The sequence below is a fragment of the Allobosea sp. R86505 genome (assembly GCF_042466375.1).
Classification (GTDB): Bacteria; Pseudomonadota; Alphaproteobacteria; order Rhizobiales; family Beijerinckiaceae; genus Allobosea.
The window spans coordinates 4,178,768-4,195,725 of sequence record NZ_JAXHPY010000001.1; the positions used below are offsets into that span (position 1 = coordinate 4,178,768).

General features: G+C 68.8%; 18 protein-coding genes. 6 read left to right on the plus strand and 12 right to left on the minus strand.

What is annotated here, in order from left to right:
- Positions 1 to 156: 156 nt before the first annotated feature.
- Positions 157 to 1,683: a murein biosynthesis integral membrane protein MurJ gene (gene murJ / locus SJY11_RS20175; RefSeq protein ID WP_376988533.1), complete on the plus strand. Its 1,527-nt coding sequence runs from the start codon at positions 157 to 159 to the stop codon at positions 1,681 to 1,683.
- A gap of 167 nt (positions 1,684 to 1,850) precedes the next feature.
- On the opposite strand, the gene SJY11_RS20180 is transcribed toward murJ, so the two are convergent.
- From SJY11_RS20180 to SJY11_RS20195, 4 genes are all read right to left on the minus strand, one after another.
- A complete protein-coding gene (locus SJY11_RS20180; protein ID WP_376988534.1) occupies positions 1,851 to 2,831 on the minus strand; it encodes an NAD(P)H-dependent flavin oxidoreductase in 981 nt (326 codons plus the stop codon).
- A 2-nt stretch (positions 2,832 to 2,833) separates the two neighbouring features.
- Complete coding sequence (locus SJY11_RS20185; protein ID WP_376988535.1) at positions 2,834 to 3,718, minus strand: branched-chain amino acid aminotransferase; 885 nt, start codon at positions 3,716 to 3,718, stop codon at positions 2,834 to 2,836.
- Positions 3,719 to 3,844: 126 nt separating this feature from the next.
- A complete protein-coding gene (locus SJY11_RS20190; protein ID WP_376988536.1) occupies positions 3,845 to 4,177 on the minus strand; it encodes an AzlD family protein in 333 nt (110 codons plus the stop codon).
- A complete protein-coding gene (locus tag SJY11_RS20195; protein ID WP_376988537.1) occupies positions 4,164 to 4,871 on the minus strand; it encodes an AzlC family ABC transporter permease in 708 nt (235 codons plus the stop codon). Before SJY11_RS20195 ends, SJY11_RS20190 begins: the two co-directional genes overlap by 14 nt.
- A gap of 129 nt (positions 4,872 to 5,000) precedes the next feature.
- Here SJY11_RS20195 and SJY11_RS20200 point away from each other — a divergent pair, with 129 nt between their 5' ends.
- Positions 5,001 to 5,666: a 4'-phosphopantetheinyl transferase family protein gene (locus SJY11_RS20200; protein ID WP_376988538.1), complete on the plus strand. Its 666-nt coding sequence runs from the start codon at positions 5,001 to 5,003 to the stop codon at positions 5,664 to 5,666.
- 13 nt (positions 5,667 to 5,679) lie between these two features.
- Here the strand turns inward: SJY11_RS20200 and SJY11_RS20205 are convergent, their stop codons facing one another.
- The 6 genes from SJY11_RS20205 to pheS all read right to left on the minus strand — a co-directional run bounded on the left by SJY11_RS20205 (position 5,680) and on the right by pheS (position 13,555).
- Complete coding sequence (locus tag SJY11_RS20205) at positions 5,680 to 6,426, minus strand: TerC family protein (protein ID WP_376988539.1); 747 nt, start codon at positions 6,424 to 6,426, stop codon at positions 5,680 to 5,682.
- Between the two features lie 155 nt (positions 6,427 to 6,581).
- Complete coding sequence (locus SJY11_RS20210; RefSeq protein WP_376988540.1) at positions 6,582 to 7,661, minus strand: tartrate dehydrogenase; 1,080 nt, start codon at positions 7,659 to 7,661, stop codon at positions 6,582 to 6,584.
- Positions 7,658 to 8,569: an alpha/beta fold hydrolase gene (locus SJY11_RS20215; protein ID WP_376988541.1), complete on the minus strand. Its 912-nt coding sequence runs from the start codon at positions 8,567 to 8,569 to the stop codon at positions 7,658 to 7,660. Before SJY11_RS20215 ends, SJY11_RS20210 begins: the two co-directional genes overlap by 4 nt.
- Positions 8,570 to 8,836: 267 nt before the next feature.
- On the minus strand, positions 8,837 to 11,260 hold the full coding sequence (gene pheT / locus SJY11_RS20220) for a phenylalanine--tRNA ligase subunit beta (RefSeq protein ID WP_376988542.1): 2,424 nt from the start codon (positions 11,258 to 11,260) through the stop codon (positions 8,837 to 8,839).
- Positions 11,257 to 12,444 (minus strand): ceramide glucosyltransferase, encoded by a 1,188-nt coding sequence (locus tag SJY11_RS20225; protein ID WP_376988543.1) that lies wholly within the window; start codon positions 12,442 to 12,444, stop codon positions 11,257 to 11,259. The genes pheT and SJY11_RS20225 overlap by 4 nt, the downstream gene beginning before the upstream one ends.
- 28 nt (positions 12,445 to 12,472) lie before the next feature.
- On the minus strand, positions 12,473 to 13,555 hold the full coding sequence (gene pheS / locus SJY11_RS20230) for a phenylalanine--tRNA ligase subunit alpha (RefSeq protein ID WP_376988544.1): 1,083 nt from the start codon (positions 13,553 to 13,555) through the stop codon (positions 12,473 to 12,475).
- Positions 13,556 to 13,683: 128 nt separating this feature from the next.
- Between pheS and SJY11_RS20235 the strand changes: the two genes are divergently transcribed.
- Genes SJY11_RS20235 through SJY11_RS20250 form a run of 4 tightly spaced genes read left to right on the plus strand, consistent with a single transcriptional unit; the run spans position 13,684 to position 16,141 of the window.
- Entirely contained in the window at positions 13,684 to 14,154 is a 471-nt protein-coding gene (locus SJY11_RS20235; RefSeq protein ID WP_376988545.1) for a hypothetical protein, read from the plus strand.
- Positions 14,155 to 14,158: 4 nt separating this feature from the next.
- The gene (locus tag SJY11_RS20240; protein WP_376988546.1) at positions 14,159 to 14,704 is read left to right on the plus strand and encodes a hypothetical protein; all 546 of its coding nucleotides are present in this window, start codon (positions 14,159 to 14,161) and stop codon (positions 14,702 to 14,704) included.
- Between the two features lie 8 nt (positions 14,705 to 14,712).
- Positions 14,713 to 15,330, plus strand: coding sequence for an SCO family protein (locus tag SJY11_RS20245; protein WP_376988547.1), 618 nt, complete (start codon positions 14,713 to 14,715; stop codon positions 15,328 to 15,330).
- Positions 15,331 to 15,361: 31 nt separating this feature from the next.
- On the plus strand, positions 15,362 to 16,141 hold the full coding sequence (locus SJY11_RS20250; RefSeq protein WP_376988548.1) for an LOG family protein: 780 nt from the start codon (positions 15,362 to 15,364) through the stop codon (positions 16,139 to 16,141).
- A 155-nt stretch (positions 16,142 to 16,296) separates the two neighbouring features.
- Here SJY11_RS20250 and rplT read toward each other — a convergent pair whose 3' ends face one another.
- Together rplT and rpmI are read right to left on the minus strand one after the other, a co-directional pair.
- Positions 16,297 to 16,677 (minus strand): 50S ribosomal protein L20, encoded by a 381-nt coding sequence (gene rplT / locus SJY11_RS20255; protein ID WP_326907697.1) that lies wholly within the window; start codon positions 16,675 to 16,677, stop codon positions 16,297 to 16,299.
- 28 nt (positions 16,678 to 16,705) lie between these two features.
- Positions 16,706 to 16,906, minus strand: coding sequence for a 50S ribosomal protein L35 (gene rpmI / locus SJY11_RS20260; protein WP_056795558.1), 201 nt, complete (start codon positions 16,904 to 16,906; stop codon positions 16,706 to 16,708).
- Between the last annotated feature and the right edge of the window lie 52 nt (positions 16,907 to 16,958).

A 16,958-nucleotide genomic window follows, 5' to 3' on the forward strand; every position in this document is an offset into this window, starting at 1 on the left:
GCGAAGCAATCCAGGGGATGTCGGGCACACCGTTCTGGATTGCTTCGCTCCGCTCGCAATGACGGTGAGCCAGTGGCGCCGCACTGGACCATCCTTCGAGACGCCGCTATGCGGCTCCTCAGGATGAGGGCTGACGACGACAGCCCCGGAGCCCCGATGTTCAAGAAAATCCTCTCCGTCGGCGGCTTCACCCTCCTGTCGCGGCTTTCCGGCTTCGTGCGCGACATCGTGCTGGCGGCTGTGCTCGGCGCGGGCGCGATGATGGACGCGTTTTCGGTGGCGCTGCGGCTGCCCAACCATTTCCGGGCGATCTTCGGCGAGGGCGCAGTCAACCAGGCCTATATCCCGGCCTATGCGCGCATCCGGGAGCAGGGCGGCGAGGCGGCGGCCGCGCTCTTCTCCAACCGCGTCTTCAGCCTGAACCTGATCGTCCAGCTCGTGCTGGTGGCGATCGCCCTGCCCTTCATGCCGGAGATCGTGCGGCTGCTGGCGCCGGGCTTCGCGAATGATCCGCTGCGCTTCGATCTCGCGGTTGCGCTGACGCGGATCACCTTTCCCTATCTGCTCTTCATCACGCTGGTGACGCTGCTCTCGGCCAATCTGAATGCGGTCGATCGCTATGCGGCGGCAGCCGCGGCGCCGATCCTGATGAATCTCTGCCTCGTCGCGGCACTCGCCGTCGCCTTCCTGTTTCCGAACGCCGCCTATGCCGCGGCCTGGGGCATGGCGGCGGCCGGCGTGCTGGAATGGCTGCTGCTGGCTTTCGCCGCGCGCCGCGCCGGCGTCGCCGCCGCCCTGACACGACCGCGGCTCGACGCCGATGTGAAGAGCTTCTTCAAGGCCTTCGGGCCGGCGGTGATCGGCTCGGCCGGCGTGCAGATCGCGCTCTTCGCCGACACGATCATCGCCTCGCTGCTCCCGGCGGGCGCCTATGCGGCGCTGTACTATGCCGAGCGGCTCTACCAGCTTCCGATCGGCGTGATCGCGATCGGCGTCGGCACGGTGCTGCTGCCGACGATGAGCCGCCTGCTCGCGGCCGGCGACGAGGCGGCCTCCGACCGCGCGCAGAACCGGGCAATCGCGCTGACGGTGGTGGCGGCGGCGCCCTTCGCGGCGGCCTTCCTCGCGATTCCCGAACTGATCGTCTCGGCCCTGTTCGAGCGCGGGCGCTTCGATGCGACTGCCAGCCAGGCGGCGGGCGCGGTTCTGCTGGCCTATGCGGTGGGCCTGCCGGCGATCGTGCTGATCCGCACCCAGGTCTCGACCTTCCAGGCACGCGGCGACACGACGACGCCGATGTTCGTCTCGCTCGCCGCCATCGGCGCGAATGTCGCGCTCAAGCTCTTGTTGTGGCGCGATTTCGGCGCGGCCGGGCTAGCGCTGGCGACGGCGGCCGGCGCCTGGATCAATGTCGCGACCCTGTTCGTCCTCGGCATCCGGCGCGGCTGGGCCCGGCCGGACCCGCGACTGGGGACGCTGATCGCCGTCGCTGTCCTGGCTGCGATCCTGGCGGGGTTGATGGCGCGCTTCGCGGCGCCCGCGCTCCTCACAGCGCTTTCAGGTCTCGCCTTCGAGCCGCGGCTGGTCGCGCTCGGGCTGGTCGGGCTGGGGGCGGCGACGCTTTACGGCGTTGTTCTGGCCGCTGGGCTCCAGGCCACAGGGACGCTGCGACTGTTGCGGTAGAGCTCAGATCACGATGGTTTCGCGTGGAAACACGGCGTCATCCTGGACAAGCCGCGAAGCGGCGCAGCTCCGGGATCCATCGTAGAGCACCGACGAGCCCTATGAAGGATCCCGGGTCGACCTGCGGTCGCCCAGGATGACGGCTGTGTTTCCGAGTGAGGTTATCATCAACCCAGCAGGCCCCGCGCCCGCTCGCCCAGCAGCGTCGCCGCCTCGTCGACCATGCGCGTGACGATCTCGGCCGCCGACGGCACGTCGGCGATCAGCCCCACCGCCTCGCCGACGATGACGGCGGCATTGTCGGGATCGCCGGCCGTGAAGGCGTCGCGATAGGCCGGCGCCTCCTGCTCGATCGCCGCCTTCAGCGCCTCGTCGCGGCCGGCCCAGCGCGCGGTGAAGGCATTCGTGGCGACGCGGATGTCGAAGGGTTTCGGCCAGTCGAGCCGGCGGGCGATGTCGGGCAGCGAGGTGCGGACCGTGCCGTCGCCGGTGGCCGCCAGAGCCGCCTCCTGCTGCCGTTCATGGACCAGAGCCTCGCGGCTCGCCCAGAAGCGGGTGCCGACCAGCACGCCGTCGGCACCCAGCATCAGCGAGGCCGCCAAGCCGCGGCCGTCGGCGATGCCGCCCGCCGCGAGCAGCAGCGTGTCGGGGCTCTCACGCGCCAGCAGATCGGCGACCTCGGGCACGAAGGGGAAGGTCGCGCGGCGGTGGCCGTGGCCGCCGGCCTCGCCGCCCTGCGCGATGATGATCGCCGCCCCCGCATCGAGCGCTTGGCGGACATGGTCGAGCGACTGGCACTGGCAGATCAGCGGGATCTCCGCCGCCGCGATCTCCACGGCGAAGGGCGCGGGATCGCCGAAGGAGAGCATCAGCGCCGCAGGGCGATGCGCGAGCGCGGCCGTCAGCAGATGCAGCTGCTTCGCCAGCGACCAGGTGATGAAGCCGCAGCCGGTGCGGGTGTTGCCGGCCTGGGCAAACTCCCGTTCGAGCCAGGCTTCGTCGCCATAGCCGCCGCCGATCAGCCCCAGGCCCCCGGCCCGGGTCACCGCGGCAGCGAGCGCCCCGCCGGCCGCCAGCGCCATCGGCGCCGACAGGACGGGGTGCTCGATGCCGAGCCGCCGCGTCAGCCTTGTGACGAGGCGCGCCATGCTCAGGCGGACTTGCTGTTGGCCAAGGTCTTGCTGCTGGCGAAGTCCATGTAGAGCTCGCGGGCCTTGCGGTAGAACGGGCCGGGCTGGAGCTGGCGGTTGTCGATGCGGCCGACCGGCACGACCTTGGAGTAGTTGCCCGAGGAGAAGATCTCGTCGGCCTGCTCGAAGTCGCTGTAGCGCAGGCTGGTCTCCTCAACCGTGACGCCGTCCTGCCGCAGCAGGCCGATGACGCGCTGGCGGGTGATGCCGTTCAGGAAGGTGCCGTTGGGGACCGGCGTCTTCACCACGCCGTCCTTGGCGAGGAAGATGTTGGAGGTCGCGGTCTCCGCGACATTGCCGAGCATGTCCAGCACCAGCGCATTGTCGAAGCCGGCGGCCTTGGCGGCGCGCAGCGTGCGGGCATTGTTGGGGTAGAGGCAGCCGGCTTTGGCGTCGGTCGGGGCGGTCTCGACCGTCGGGCGGCGGAAGACGCCTTGCGTCACCGAGAGCCCGTTGGCCGGCAGGCCCATCGGCGCCTCGAACAGGCACAGGCAGAAGCGCGTCGAATCCTCGTCGGGGATGATGGTGGAGACGCCGTCGGCCTCGGCCCAGTACATCGGCTTGATGTAGAGCGCGACATCGCCCTTGAACTTCCTGATGCCCTCATGCGCCTTAGCGATGATCGTCTCGGCGCTCTCGGTGGGTTTCAGGCCGAGCGCGGTCGCGGAGCGGTTCACACGCGCCGCGTGGAGCGCGAGATCGGGCGCCAGGCCGTTGAACCAGCGGGCACCGTCGAAGACCGAGGAGCCCTGCCAGGTCGCATGGCTGCGCGGCCCCATGATCGGCGGGTTGCCCTCGTGCCACTCTCCCTCGAACCAGGTCCAAGTCTGCGAATACCAGGCCATCAGGCGCTCCCGTGTGTCACGATCGACGATGCGCGCACCGTCTGCCCCCGCCCTGCCGCCGTCAACATGCAGCCCCGCACAACCCGATGACGGGATGTGATGGAAGCGATCGGTCGCGGTGATGGATCAAAAGCCCAGCGCGCGCAGGCCGGCGATGGCGCTCATGCCGACGACGAGCGCGAGCAGTTCGTTGCGACGCAGGATCATGCTGCCCATCGCGGCCAGCAGCGCGATGCCGGCCGCCAGCCCGAGCCGCTCGATCAGCGGCAGGACGGTGGCGGCGATGATCGATCCCGGCAGGGCCGCCAGCCCTCGGCGGACATGCGGCGTCAGCGGGATGAAGCCCATCAGCACCACGCCGGCGATGCGGCAGAGATAGGTCGCGACCGCCATGGCGACGATCGCGATGACGGCGCCCCAGGCGCCAGGATTCACGGAGCCGAGATCAGGCAGCGTCATCGCTGAACGCTCCCACGATCGCGCCAGTCAGGGAGCCGACGATGATGAAGGCGTAGCCCTCGACCAGCTTGGCCGTCAGCAGGGCGGCGAGGCCCGCGGCGACCCAGGGCACGGCGGCGCGGCGACCGCGCCAGAGCGGCACGATCATCGCGGCGAAGAAGATCGGCATGACGAGGTCGATGCCGAAGGCGCGCGGATCGGAGACCAGCGCGCCGAGCCAGTAGCCCAGCCCCGTGAGCAGGACCCAGACCACCCAGAGCAGCAGGCCGGCGCCGATCAGGACGCCGAGATCGCGCCCACCCTCGGCCCGGTAGCGCGTGCCGATGACCCAGTTGGCGTCGGTGAAGAAGAACAGGTGGAGCGCATTCAGCGCCTTTGGATAGGGCGCGAACCAGGGCTGCAGCGAGGCGCCCTGCAGGATCATGCGGGAGTTGACGGTGGCCGTGACGACGGCGAGCCCAACGATCGCGCCCCAGCTCCATTCCGGCCGCCAGAGCTCCATCGCGACGAGTTGCGAGATGCCGCCATAGACCAGTGCGCTCATCAGCAGCGTCTCGACGAGGCTCAGCCCCTTGGCCGCGGCCGCCGCGCCGAAGGCGACCGCGAAGACGACGACGCCGGGCACCAGCACCATGACCTTGCGCATGCCCAGGCGCATGCCGGCCGCGCTCACCCGTGCCGCAGTTCGCTCCATCGACGGCTTCTCTCCCATGGTGCGTGGCCGTCTTTGGCCGCCCTTGCGCCGCCCGGGCGAGCGGGAGGCGTGGTGTCCTTCCAAAGCCGAACCGCGCCGCAGGTCAACGCTGTCAGACGGGCGGGGCGCATGAGCCGCACACAGGGCGCGATGGCGGGTGGCGACGTCCTGCCCTATCCTGCCGCGATGATCTGGCTCCGCAATGCCGACGACATCGCCGAGAGCCTCCCGGCCGTCTGGCTGGTGGCGACGCCGCAGCGGCCGACGACGCTGCCCGCGCGCTCGGCGCTGCGTCGGGGCATGGGGGCCCGCATCCTGGCGCGGCAGCTCGGCCTGCCGCCGGAGGCGGTCGCGATCGGCCATGACGGGCGCGGGCGGCCCCGGGTCGAGCATCCGCGCGGCAGCGGGCTGCATCTCTCGCTGGCGACGCGGGCCGGCTGGGTGGCGGTGGCGCTCGCCCATCGGCCGGTCGGCGTCGATGTCGAGGCCGTGGACGACACGGCCGTCCCCCCGATGGGCGTCCTGCATCCGGAGGAATCGGCCTGGCTTCTCGCCCAGCCGCGGGACGAGCGCCCCCTCGCCTTCGCGCGCCTCTGGAGCGCCAAGGAGGCCTATGTGAAGGCGCTGGGGACGGGTTTCGCGCGCGCGCCGGAGAGCTTCGCCGTCTCACTCTCGCCGGAGGGGCGGCTGACGGTGCGGGACGGAGCCGAAGCCGCGGCCGAAAGCGGTGTCAGTCGCACCCTCGAAAACGGCGGCCAGGATGTCCTGGCCGCCGCGATCGTCGTCATCGGTTAAGGTGGAGGGCGGCTCAGCCCTCGGCCTCGCGGTTGCCGCGCCGCTGCTTCAGCACATAGGCGATGGCGCAGACGAGCGCAGCGCCGATCACCGAGGTGACGTAATGCGGCATGTTCGCCGGGACGATGCCGATGGCGCTGACATCGGTCGGGACCGGCTTGATCCAGGTCGGCATGTTGACCTCGAGCCAGCGCAGCACGGCGATGTCGCCCAGGATCATCTCGGCCGCGATCCAGCCCAGCAGGGCGGCGCCGATCCAGATCAGGATCGGGTAGCGGGTGATGATCGCGGTCAGGAACTGCGCGCCCATGATGATCAGCGGGATCGAGAGCAGCAGGCCGAAGATGAAGAGCTCGGGATGACCGCGCGAGGCTGCGGCGATGGCGATGACGTTGTCGAGGCTCATCACCGCGTCGGCGATGGCGATGGTGCGCACCGCCTGCCAGAGCGTGGTGCCGCCGTCGATCTCGGCATGGCTCTCGTCTTCACCGAGCGCGAGCTTGACGGCGATCCAGAACAGCAGGAGGCCGCCGATGATCTTCAGATAGGGGACCAGCAGCAAGTAGGTGACGACCAGCGCGAAGATGATGCGCAGGCCGATCGCCGCGGATGCGCCGAGCCAGATGCCGACCTTGCGCTGTTTCTCCGGCAGGGAGCGGCAGGCGAGCGCGATCACGACCGCGTTGTCGCCCGACAGCAGCAGGTCGATCCAGATGATCTGCAGCAGCGAGACCCAGAATTGGGAGGATGAAAAATCCATTGGTCAGTCAATTCCTCATCGATCGGGGCAATGCGCCCTCCTGTGACCTCACGGGCCGCTCAACGCAAGAGGCCCGAGCGGCCATGGGGCAGCAAAACCGTCGGCGGCGCGCCGCCTCGCCCCAACGGTGGGCGGCGGGCCGGGTTCCATGGCGCTCAGCCCAGCGCCTGCTCGACCGCCTTGCCGGCGGCCTCCGTACCCAGCGAGCCGCCGAGATCGCGGGTGCGGGTGCGGGCGTCGCCCAGCGCCCGCTCGATGGCGGCCTCGATGCCCTTGGCGGCTTCCGTCTCGCCGAGATGGTCGAGCATCATCGCCGCCGACCAGATCTGGCCGATCGGATTGGCGATGCCCTGGCCGGCGATATCGGGCGCCGAGCCATGGACCGGCTCGAACAGCGACGGGTAATCGCCGGTCGGGTTGATGTTGCCCGAGGGCGCGATGCCGATGGTGCCGGTGCAGGCCGGGCCGAGATCGGACAGGATGTCGCCAAACAGGTTGGAGGCGACGACGACGTCGAACCGGTCCGGATTGAGCACGAAATGCGCGGTCAGGATGTCGATATGGTACTGGTCGACGCTGACCTCGGGGTAGTTCTTCGCCATCTCCTTCACCCGTTCGTCCCAGTAGGGCATGGTGATGGCGATGCCGTTCGACTTGGTGGCCGAGGTCAGCTTCTTGCGCGGGCGGCGCATGGCGAGTTCGAAGGCGTATTTCAGCACGCGGTCGACGCCGACGCGGCTCATCACCGTCTCCTGCATGACGATCTCGCGCTCGGTGCCGGCATACATGCGGCCGCCGACGGAGGAATACTCGCCCTCGGTGTTCTCGCGGACGACGAAGAAGTCGATGTCGCCGGGCTTGCGGCCCACCAGCGGCCCGGGCACGCCGGGCATCAGCCGCACCGGACGCAGGTTCACATATTGATCGAATTCACGCCGGAACAGCAGCAGCGAGCCCCAGAGCGAGATGTGGTCGGGCACCTTGGCGGGCATGCCGACGGCGCCGAAGAAGATCGCGTCATGGCCGCCGATCTGGTCCTTCCAGTCGTCGGGCAGCATCTTGCCATGCTTGGCGTAGTAGTCGCAGGAGGAGAAATCGAATTCGTCCAGGCGCAACTCGAAGCCGTATTTCTTCGAGGCCGCCTCGAGGATGCGCAGACCCTCGGGCATCACCTCCTTGCCGATGCCGTCGCCTGCGATGGCGGCGATGCGGTAGACGCGGTTGGTACGGCTCATGACTTGTCTCCGAAGAAGGCGATGAATTGCGCTGCGACGAGATCGGGGATCTCCTCGGCCAGATAATGCCCGCCGGGCAGGCCCTGGCCTTGGACGTTCTCCGCGCGCAGGCGCCAGAGCGCCAGCGGATCGAAGCACTTTCCGATGATGCCGTTCTCGCCCCAGAGCGCCAGCAAGGGCTGCGTCAGCTTGCGGCCGCCATCCTCGTCGTCATGGCGGATGTCGATAGTGGCGGCGGCGCGGTAGTCCTCGCAACTGCCATGAATGGTCTGCGGATCGGCAAAGCAGCGCAGGTAGTGCGCCAGCGCCTCGGGCGCGAAGGGCATCAGGCCGGCGGCGCCCGAACCGCACTTCTTGCGCCAATACGCCTCCGGATCGGCCCCGATCATCCTCTCCGGGAAGGGGGCCGGCAGGATCAGGAAGAACCAGTGCCAATAGGCGCGGGCGAAGGCGTCGGTGGTGCCGGCATACATCTCGCGCGTCGGCGCGATGTCGAGCGTGGCGAGCTTGGTCACCCGCTCGCCATGGTCGAGCGCCAGCCGGTGGGCGACGCGGGCGCCGCGGTCATGCGCGCCGACCATGAACCGCTCATGGCCCAGCCGCGTCATCACCTGCGCCATGTCGAGCGCCATGGCGCGCTTGGAATAGGGGAAGTGCTCGGAATCGGTCAGCGGCTTGTCGCTATCGCCATAGCCGCGCAGATCGGCGCAGACGAGGGTGAAGCGGTCCTTCAGGCGCTGCGCCAGCTTGTGCCAGAGCACATGGGTCTGCGGATAGCCGTGCAGCAGCAGCAGCGCCGGCCCCTGCCCGCCCGTCCGCACCCGAATGCGCGCGCCCGAAGTCGCGACATCGAGCAGGCGGAAGCCGGGGAAGAGGCTGTCGGTGACGGGGAGATCGGTGAGGGGCATGGGCGCCACGTCAGAGTGTGCGGTCTCAAGCGCGTACGCCCATTCCGGCGGAATTGCGCGCAGCGATTATTACACAATCCCAATCAATGGTGGCGACGGCACCGCAACGGCCTCTTCCTTCTCCCGGATGGGAGAAGGTGGCGCGGAGCGCCGGATGAGGGTGTGCCGTTGCAGCAAGAACGCGCCACGGCTCCGTCGCGCCCTTGCGATCAGCGGCGGGCCCTCACCCCTGCCCCTCTCCCATCCGGGAGAGGGGTTCCCCGAGCCCTACCCCCGCAGTGCCGCGCCGTAGCGCTTGGCCATCTCGGCGACGATCTTGGCGCCGACCGACTCGATCTCTGCCTCCGTCAGCGTCTTCTCAACCGGCTGGAGCGTGACCGCGAGCGCGACCGACTTCTTGCCGGGCTCGACGCCCTGGCCCTCGTAGAGGTCGAAGACGGAGACGTCCGAGATCAAAGCTCGGTCGGCGTTCTGGGCCGACTTGACCATCTCGCCCGCGGCGGTCGCCTTGTCGACGATGAAGGCGAAGTCGCGCGTCACCGGCTGGAAGCCCGACAGCGCGAGCTTTGGCTTGACCTTGGTCGGCCTGTATTTCGGCAGCGGCAGCGCATCGAGATGGATCTCGAAGGCGACCAGCGGGCCCTTGACGTCGAGCGCCTTGAGGATGCGGGGATGGACCTCGCCGAACGCGCCAATCACGCCCTTGGGGCCGAAGCGCAGCGTCGCCGAGCGTCCGGGATGGGCCCAGGCCGGCCCGCCCGCGACAACCTGCAAACCGCCGACCGGCACGCCGAGCCCAGCGAGCAGGCCCATCACGTCGGCCTTGGCGTCGAAGGCGTCGACGGGCTTGGCGGCGCCGTCCCAATGGCGCCCGGCGCCTTCGAGACGCGCGGTGCCGCGGCGCAGACCCGTGGCGGCGATCAACTGCCCCTCCGGCTCGTCGCTCTGGAAGATCTGCCCGACCTCGAAGAGCGCGACATCGCCTAAGCCCCGATCGGCATTGGCCTGCGAGGCCCGGATCAGCCCCGGCAGCAGCGAGGGCCGCATGTCGGACAGATCGGCGGCGATCGGATTGGCCAGCGCGAGCGCGCGCGAGCCGCCGCCGAAGAGCTTTGCCTGATCATGCGAGATGAAGGACCAGGTCACGGCCTCGACCATGCCGCGGCTGGCGAGCAGGCGCTTGGCCTGGCGCGTGCGCTTCTGGAGAACCGTGAGGACGGGCTTGATCACCTCGCCGGTGATGCGCGGCAGCGGCGTCGAGACGACACGATCGAGCCCGGCGATGCGCAGGATCTCCTCGACGAGATCGGCCTTGCCGCCGACATCGGCCCGCCAGGAGGGGGCCGCGACCTTGACGCGCTCGCCCTGCCCCGAGACGTGGAAGCCCAGCGAGGTCAGCGCGAGCTTCATCTCGACCACCGGCAGATCGAGCCCGGTCAGGCGCTTGACCTCCGACCAGGGGAAGTCGATCGCATGGGCGCTGTCGGGCAGTTCTCCGGCGAAGACCATTTCCGAAGGCTCGCCGCCGCAGAGCTCGACGATCATCGCCGTGGCGAGATCCAGCCCCGGGCGGCAGAAATCGGGATCGACGCCGCGCTCGAAGCGGTAGCGCGCATCGGAGGTGATGCCGAGCGCGCGGCCCGAACGGGCGATGTTGAGCGGGTCCCACAGCGCGCTCTCGACGAGCACGTCGGTGGTGCCTTCGTCGCAGCCCGAGGCCTCGCCGCCCATGATGCCGGCGATCGACTCGACGCCCGCCTCGTCGGCGATGACGACCTGATCGGAGGTCAGCGTGTAGGTCTTGCCGTCGAGCGCCACGATGGTCTCGCCGTCGCGGGCGCGGCGCACGACGAGGTCACCCTTGACCTTGGCCGCGTCGAAGACGTGCAGCGGGCGGTTGCGGTCGAGCGTCATGAAGTTGGTGATGTCGACCAGCGCATTGATGGGCCTGAGCCCCACGGCGCGCAGCCGCGCCTGCAGCCAGTCCGGCGAAGGGCCGTTCTTCACGCCGCGCACCAGCCGCAGGCCGAAGACCGGGCAGAGCGACGCGTCCTCGGGGGCGAAGTCGAGCTTCACATCGACGGGACAGGGAAAGGCGCCGCGCACGGGCGCAACAGACGGCGTCGTCGTCCGGCCGAGGCCGGCGGCGGCGAGATCGCGCGCGATACCGGCGACGCCGAGCGCGTCGGCCCGGTTGGGCGTGACCGCGATCTCGATGACCGGATCGCTCAGGCCGGCATAGGCGGCATAGGGCTGGCCGACCGGCGCGTCCTCCGGCAGGTCGATGATGCCGTCATGGTCCTCCGAGAGCTGCAGCTCGGCGGCCGAGCAGAGCATGCCGTTGGATTCGACGCCGCGGATCACACCCTTGCCGAGCGTGATGTCCTTGCCGGGGATATAGGTGCCGGGCGGGGAGAAGACGCTCTTCATGCCGGTGCGGGCATTGGGCGCGCCGCAGACGACCTGCACGGGCTCGCCCGCGCCGGTGTCGACCAGGCAGACGCGCAGGCGGTCGGCATTGGGGTGCTGCTTGGCGTCGATCACATGGGCCACGGTGAAGGCGGCGAGCGCCTTGGCCTTGTCCTCGACGCCCTCGACCTCGAGCCCGACCCGGGTCAGGGCCTCCGTGATGGCCTCGACCGTGTCGGTCGTGTCGAGATGATCCTTCAACCAGGACAGGGTGAACTTCATGAGCGTCCGTCACTTCTCGTCATTGCATGGGACATCGGGGCCGGCGCGGCGTTCAGCTCGTCCTCCCCGTCCGTCTTGATCTTCATGGCGTTACCGCGCCAGCTCACCTCGCGGGCGACGAAGGCATAGGCCCAGACGCCGGGAAAGACGATGTCGCGGATCAGCAGCGCCAGCGGCATGCGCCAGGAGCCGTACCAGCCGACGCCGCGCGCGAAGGCCAGTTCGGCCGCGTACCAGGGCAGCAGGACGAGGAGCGGGGCGAGCCAGGCGGAGTAGCCGAAGGCCGGCAGCGCGACGGCCGCCGCCAGCACCGCCAGCAGCGGGCCGGACAGGATTTCGGGCAGGAAGAAGGGCAGGAAGGTGACGCGCCGCAGCCGCGCCCAGCGGAACTGGCGCTGGACGACATCATGCAGGCTGCGCTGCCCCAAGGGCTGCTCGAAGGGCTGGCCGACGAGATGGACATGCTTGCCGGCGCGGCGCACGAGCTTCGTCGCCGCCGCGTCCTCGGCGATCTCCTCGCCGAGGACGCCGATGCCGCCGCGGGCATCGAGGAACGGCTTGTTCCAGAGCATCGACTTGCCCTGGGCGAAGCCGAACCCGCAGGCCTCGCCGGCAAACTGCCAGCGCGCCTGGAAGGTGTTGAGGAAAGCACATTCCAGCTCGGCCCAGAAGCCGAAGGGCCGCGAGCCCACCGGCGTCGAGCAGACGAGCCCGGTCTCCTCCCCCCAGGAGGCGAGCAGGCGCTGGATGTAATCCCTGGGCATCAGCACGTTGGAATCGGCGAGGATGACCCATTCGGTCCGCGCCGCCTCCCAGCCCTTGACGCAGTTGTTGAGCTTGGGATTGGCGCTGACCTTCACGTCGCCGGTCACGAGCTTCACGCGCTCGTCCCCATAGCGGGCGATCAGTTCCTCGATCATCGGCACGATCGGGTCGTCCGGATCGGCGACGGCGAAGATCGTGACGTAGTCGGGATAATCCAGTTCGAGGCCGGAGATCGCCGTCTCGCGGCTGAAGGCCTCGATGCCGCGCAGGGGGCGCACGATCGTCACCGGCGGCAGCGCCGCGAGCAGGGCCGTCTGCCGGTCGCGCCGGCGCAGGCGCACATAGGCGATCGCCTGGCAGAGCAGGTTCGTCGCGACGAGCAGCGCGGCGAACAGGCCTGCCCATCCCGCGGCCGTCATGACATAGCCCTCCGGTTGGCGGCGGCACTCACGCGGAGAGGCCGCCGGTCAGCGTCGGCAGGTCGAGCGGGCGGAAGCCGTAATGACTGAGCCAGCGCACATCCGCCTCGAAGAAGGGGCGCAGGTCCGGCATGCCGTATTTCAGCATGGCGATGCGGTCGATGCCCATGCCCCAGGCGAAGCCCTGATGGGTTTCCGGGTCGAGCCCGCAATTGCGCAGCACGTTCGGATGGACCATGCCGCAGCCGAGGATCTCGAGCCAGTCCTCGCCCTCGCCGAAACGGATCTCGCCGCCCTTGCGCGAGCACTGGATGTCGACCTCGACCGAGGGCTCGGTGAAGGGGAAGAAGGAGGGCCGGAAGCGCATCTTGACCGTGTCGATCTCGAAGAACGCCTTGCAGAACTCCTCGAGGATCCACTTCAGGTGGCCCATATGGGCCTTCTTGTCGATCACCAGCCCCTCGACCTGGTGGAACATCGGCGTATGCGTCTGGTCGGAATCCATCCGGTAGGTGCGGCCCGGACAGATCACGCGGATCGGCGGGGGCGAGGCCAGCATGGTGCGGACCTGGACCGGGGAGGTGTGGGTGCGCAGGAGCTTGCGCTCGCCATTCGTGTCAGGCGCAAAGAAGAAGGTGTCATGCATCTCGCGGGCCGGATGGCCGACGGGGAAGTTCAGTTTGGTGAAGTTGAGGTCGTCGGTCTCGACATCGGGCCCTTCGGCGATCGAGAAGCCCATGTCGCCGAAAATCGCGGTGATCTCGTCGATGACCTGGCTGATCGGGTGGATGCGCCCGCGGGCTTCGGGCCCCTCGCGCACCGGCAGCGAAACGTCGATCGTCTCGGAGGCGAGCCTGGCCTCGAGCGCGGCCTCGGCCAGCGCCTCCTTGCGGGCCGACAGCGCCGTCTGGACCTGGTCGCGCAGGCCGTTGATCAGCGGCCCCTTCTCCTTGCGCTCGTCGGGCGTCATCCCGCCCAGCGTCTTCAGCAGGGCCGAGATCGAGCCGGCCTTGCCGAGCGCGCCGATCCTGACCTGCTCCAGCGCGGCTTCGTCCTGCGCCTCGGCAATCTCGGCAAGAAGGCTCGCGCCCAAGTGATCGATCTCGTTCATGCCTGCTCTGGTCCGTTTGCGAGGCATCTTCTAGGGTGTCACCCGCCACGATGCTAGAGGCAATCACGCCGGCAAAGCAGGCCGGCGCGCGCAAAACCGGGAGGTTTGACGATGATGGGCACCGCATCATGACAGGCCTGTCGCAATCGCGTCCGAAACTGGCCCTGTGGCGCCCGCTGCGCGCCACGATCGCCGCTGTGCTGCTGGCGATCGGCCTTGCCGGGCCGGCCCTGGCCCAGGATGGGGCGCGCGTCACCGTTACCGGCGAGATCGCCGACAGCTGGTGCACGGTCAGCGGGCTGATGTTCGCCAGGGGCAGCGCCCATCACCAATGCGCCGTCTGGTGCGCGCTCGGCGGCATTCCCGTCGCGATCCGCGATGCGCAGGGCGCGCTCTACCTGATCCTCCGCATCGGGGACGACAACGACAGCGTCGCCAATCCGCGCATCGCGAGGCTGATGGCGCATGAGGTCACGGTGGACGGCGAATTGCTGGAACGCGATGGCGTGAAATACCTGCTGGTCGACAAGATCGCCGACGACAAGGGCGTGATCAACCTGACCCATGACGAGCACGGCATCCAGCCGTTCGGGAACTGAGGCGATGCGTATCTCGACAGCCTTCATCCTCAGGATCGCAGCGGGGCTTGGCGTCGCGGTACTGGCCGCATTCGCTCCAGCCGTCGCCCAGGCCGCCGAGCCCTGGGGCATCCCGCATGAAAAGCCGGTCGTGCTGAAGGGCCGCGTCGTCGAGGCGCTGTGCCATCTCAAGGGCGTCTGCGCGCCCGATTGCGGCGCTGGCAAGCGCCAGCTCGGCATCCTCGAGGCGGATGGCCGCTTCCGGCTGGTCGGCAAGGGTCAGGTCGATTTCGCCGGGGCTGCGCCCGATCTCGCCGGCTTCTGCGGCCGGGAGGTCGAGGCCGACGGGCTCCTGATCGAGAACCCGGCGATCACTCTGTTCTTCGCGCAGGGCGTCCGGGAGGCTGGCAGCACCGCTCCGTTCACGCCGACCGAGCGCTTCAAGACGCAGTGGGAGGCCCGCAACGGCGCCGCGCCGGAATGGTGGCGCGCCGATCCGGAGTCGAATGCGATCATCGCCGAGACCGGCCCGCTCGGCATCAAGGGCCTCGTGCCCAAGCCGAAGCCCTGAGCGCGAGGATGCGGGCAAGCCCGACGCGACGCGCTCTGCTGGCCGGGCTCGCCGCCGGCTGGAGCCTGCCGGCGCTGGCGCAGCATCACGGCCATTCCGGCCATGCCGCGCCCTCCCCCCGGCCCGATCCGCTGGCGGGACGCTTCGGCGGACCGTTTGTGTTGGTGGATCACAGCGGCAAGGCCGTCAGCGATGGCGACTATCGCGGCCGGTTCATGCTGCTCTATTTCGGCTTCACGCGCTGCACCGACACCTGCCCGATCGACCTGCCGACGATCGCGCAGGCGCTGGACGGGCTCGGCCCGCTGGCGGAACGCGTCGCGCCGCTCTTCGTCACGGTCGATCCCGCCCATGACACGCCGGCGGTGCTGGCGGCCTATGTCGGCGCCTTCCATCCCCGCCTGATCGGGCTCACCGGCAGCGAGGCGCAGATCGCGGCGGTGGCGAAGGCCTACAAGGTGCATCGCCGCAAGCTGACGCTGCCGCATCACGGCGCGGGCGAGCACAGCGTGGACCATGGCTCGCTGACCTATCTGATGGATCGCGAGGGGCGCTTCCTGACGCTTCTCCCGCACAAGACCGGCGCGGATCGCATGGTGGCCGTATTGCGGGGCTATCTGGCGTAAGGCTGGGACAGCCCCACCGGATTCGCAAGACATGCCCGACACCACAGACAAGCCCGACAGCACGGCCCAGAAGACCTCGCCCTCCTACCGCCTCGCGGCGCTCGACCCCGACTTCATCCTCGGCGATTCGACGCGCGGCGCCCGCTTCATGCTCGAATACCAGAAGGCCGAGGACCACTTACGCGCCCGCGGTATCCTCTCGACCATCGTCGTCTTCGGCTCGGCAAGGGTCGGCGAGGGTGATCCCTGGTACGAGGCGGCGCGCGCCTTCGCCCGGCTCGCCTCGGAGCGCGGCGGGGCGCTGGCGGCGAGCGATCTCGGGCGCGATCATGTCATCGCCACCGGCGGCGGGCCCGGCATCATGGAAGCCGCCAATCGCGGTGCGACGGAGGCCGGCGCGCTCTCGATCGGCTTCAACATCACGCTCCCGCACGAGCAGGAGCCCAATGCCTGGTCGACGCCCGATCTGACCTTCCGCTTCCATTATTTCGCGATGCGCAAGATGCATCTGGCGATGCGGGCAGCCGCGCTGGTGGTCTTCCCCGGCGGCTTCGGCACGCTCGACGAGTTGTTCGAGCTGCTGACGCTGGTGCAGACCGGCAAGATGCGCCCGGTGCCGATCGTGCTCTATGACCGCGCCTATTGGCAGGCGCTGCTGAACCTCGAGGTGATGGCGAAGGCCGGGCTGATCCGCGCGCAGGACCTCGCCCTCTTCGCCTATGCGGATACACCGGCGGAGGCTTATGCCCGCATCGTCGAGGGCGCGGGCGACAACTGGCGGCCGGCGACGGAGGATGACGTGCAGACGTGAGCATCCGCGTCATGCTCGGGCGAAGACCCGAGCATGACCTGAACCAGATTCTCGGGTCTTCGCTTCGCTACGCCCGAGAATGACGCAGTGAGCAAACGAAAAAAAGGCCGGCATCGCTGCCGGCCTTTTTTCGTATCTCGTCAGGGCCCGAAAGCTCAGGCGGCCTTGGCTTCCGCCTCGGTGCCGAGCGCGGCCTTGACGGCCTCGACCACCGCCGTGAAGGAGGCGGCGTCGTCGATGGCCATCGCCGACAGGGTCTTGCGGTCGAGCTCGATGCCGGCCTTGTGCAGGCCGTTGATGAACATCGAGTAGACCAGGCCGTGCTCGCGCACCGCCGCGTTCAGCCGCTGGATCCAGAGCGCGCGGAAGGAGCGCTTCTTGTTCTTGCGGTCGCGATAGGCGTACTGCATCGAGCGATCGACGGCCGCCTTGGCGGCGCGGATCGTGTTCTTGCGGCGGCCATAGAAGCCCTTGGCGGCCTTGAGTGTCTTCTTGTGCTTGGCATGGGACGTTACGCCCCGTTTCACGCGAGCCATGTTCGATCTCCGGAAAGGTTAGAGGGCGTCAGCCGTTGGGGAGGAAATACTTCTTCACGTTGGCCGCATCGCCCTCGAAGAGGACGTTGGTGCCGCGGTGATTGCGGAGCTGCTTGTTGGTCCGCTTGATCATCCCGTGACGCTTTCCAGCCTGGGCGTAGAGCACCTTGCCGGTTCCGGTGATCTTGAACCGCTTCTTAGCGGCCGATTTCGTCTTGATCTTGGGCATTTTCGCTCCTCATAGGTCGCGAGCGCGCAAACGGCGCCGCTTCATGTTTGCT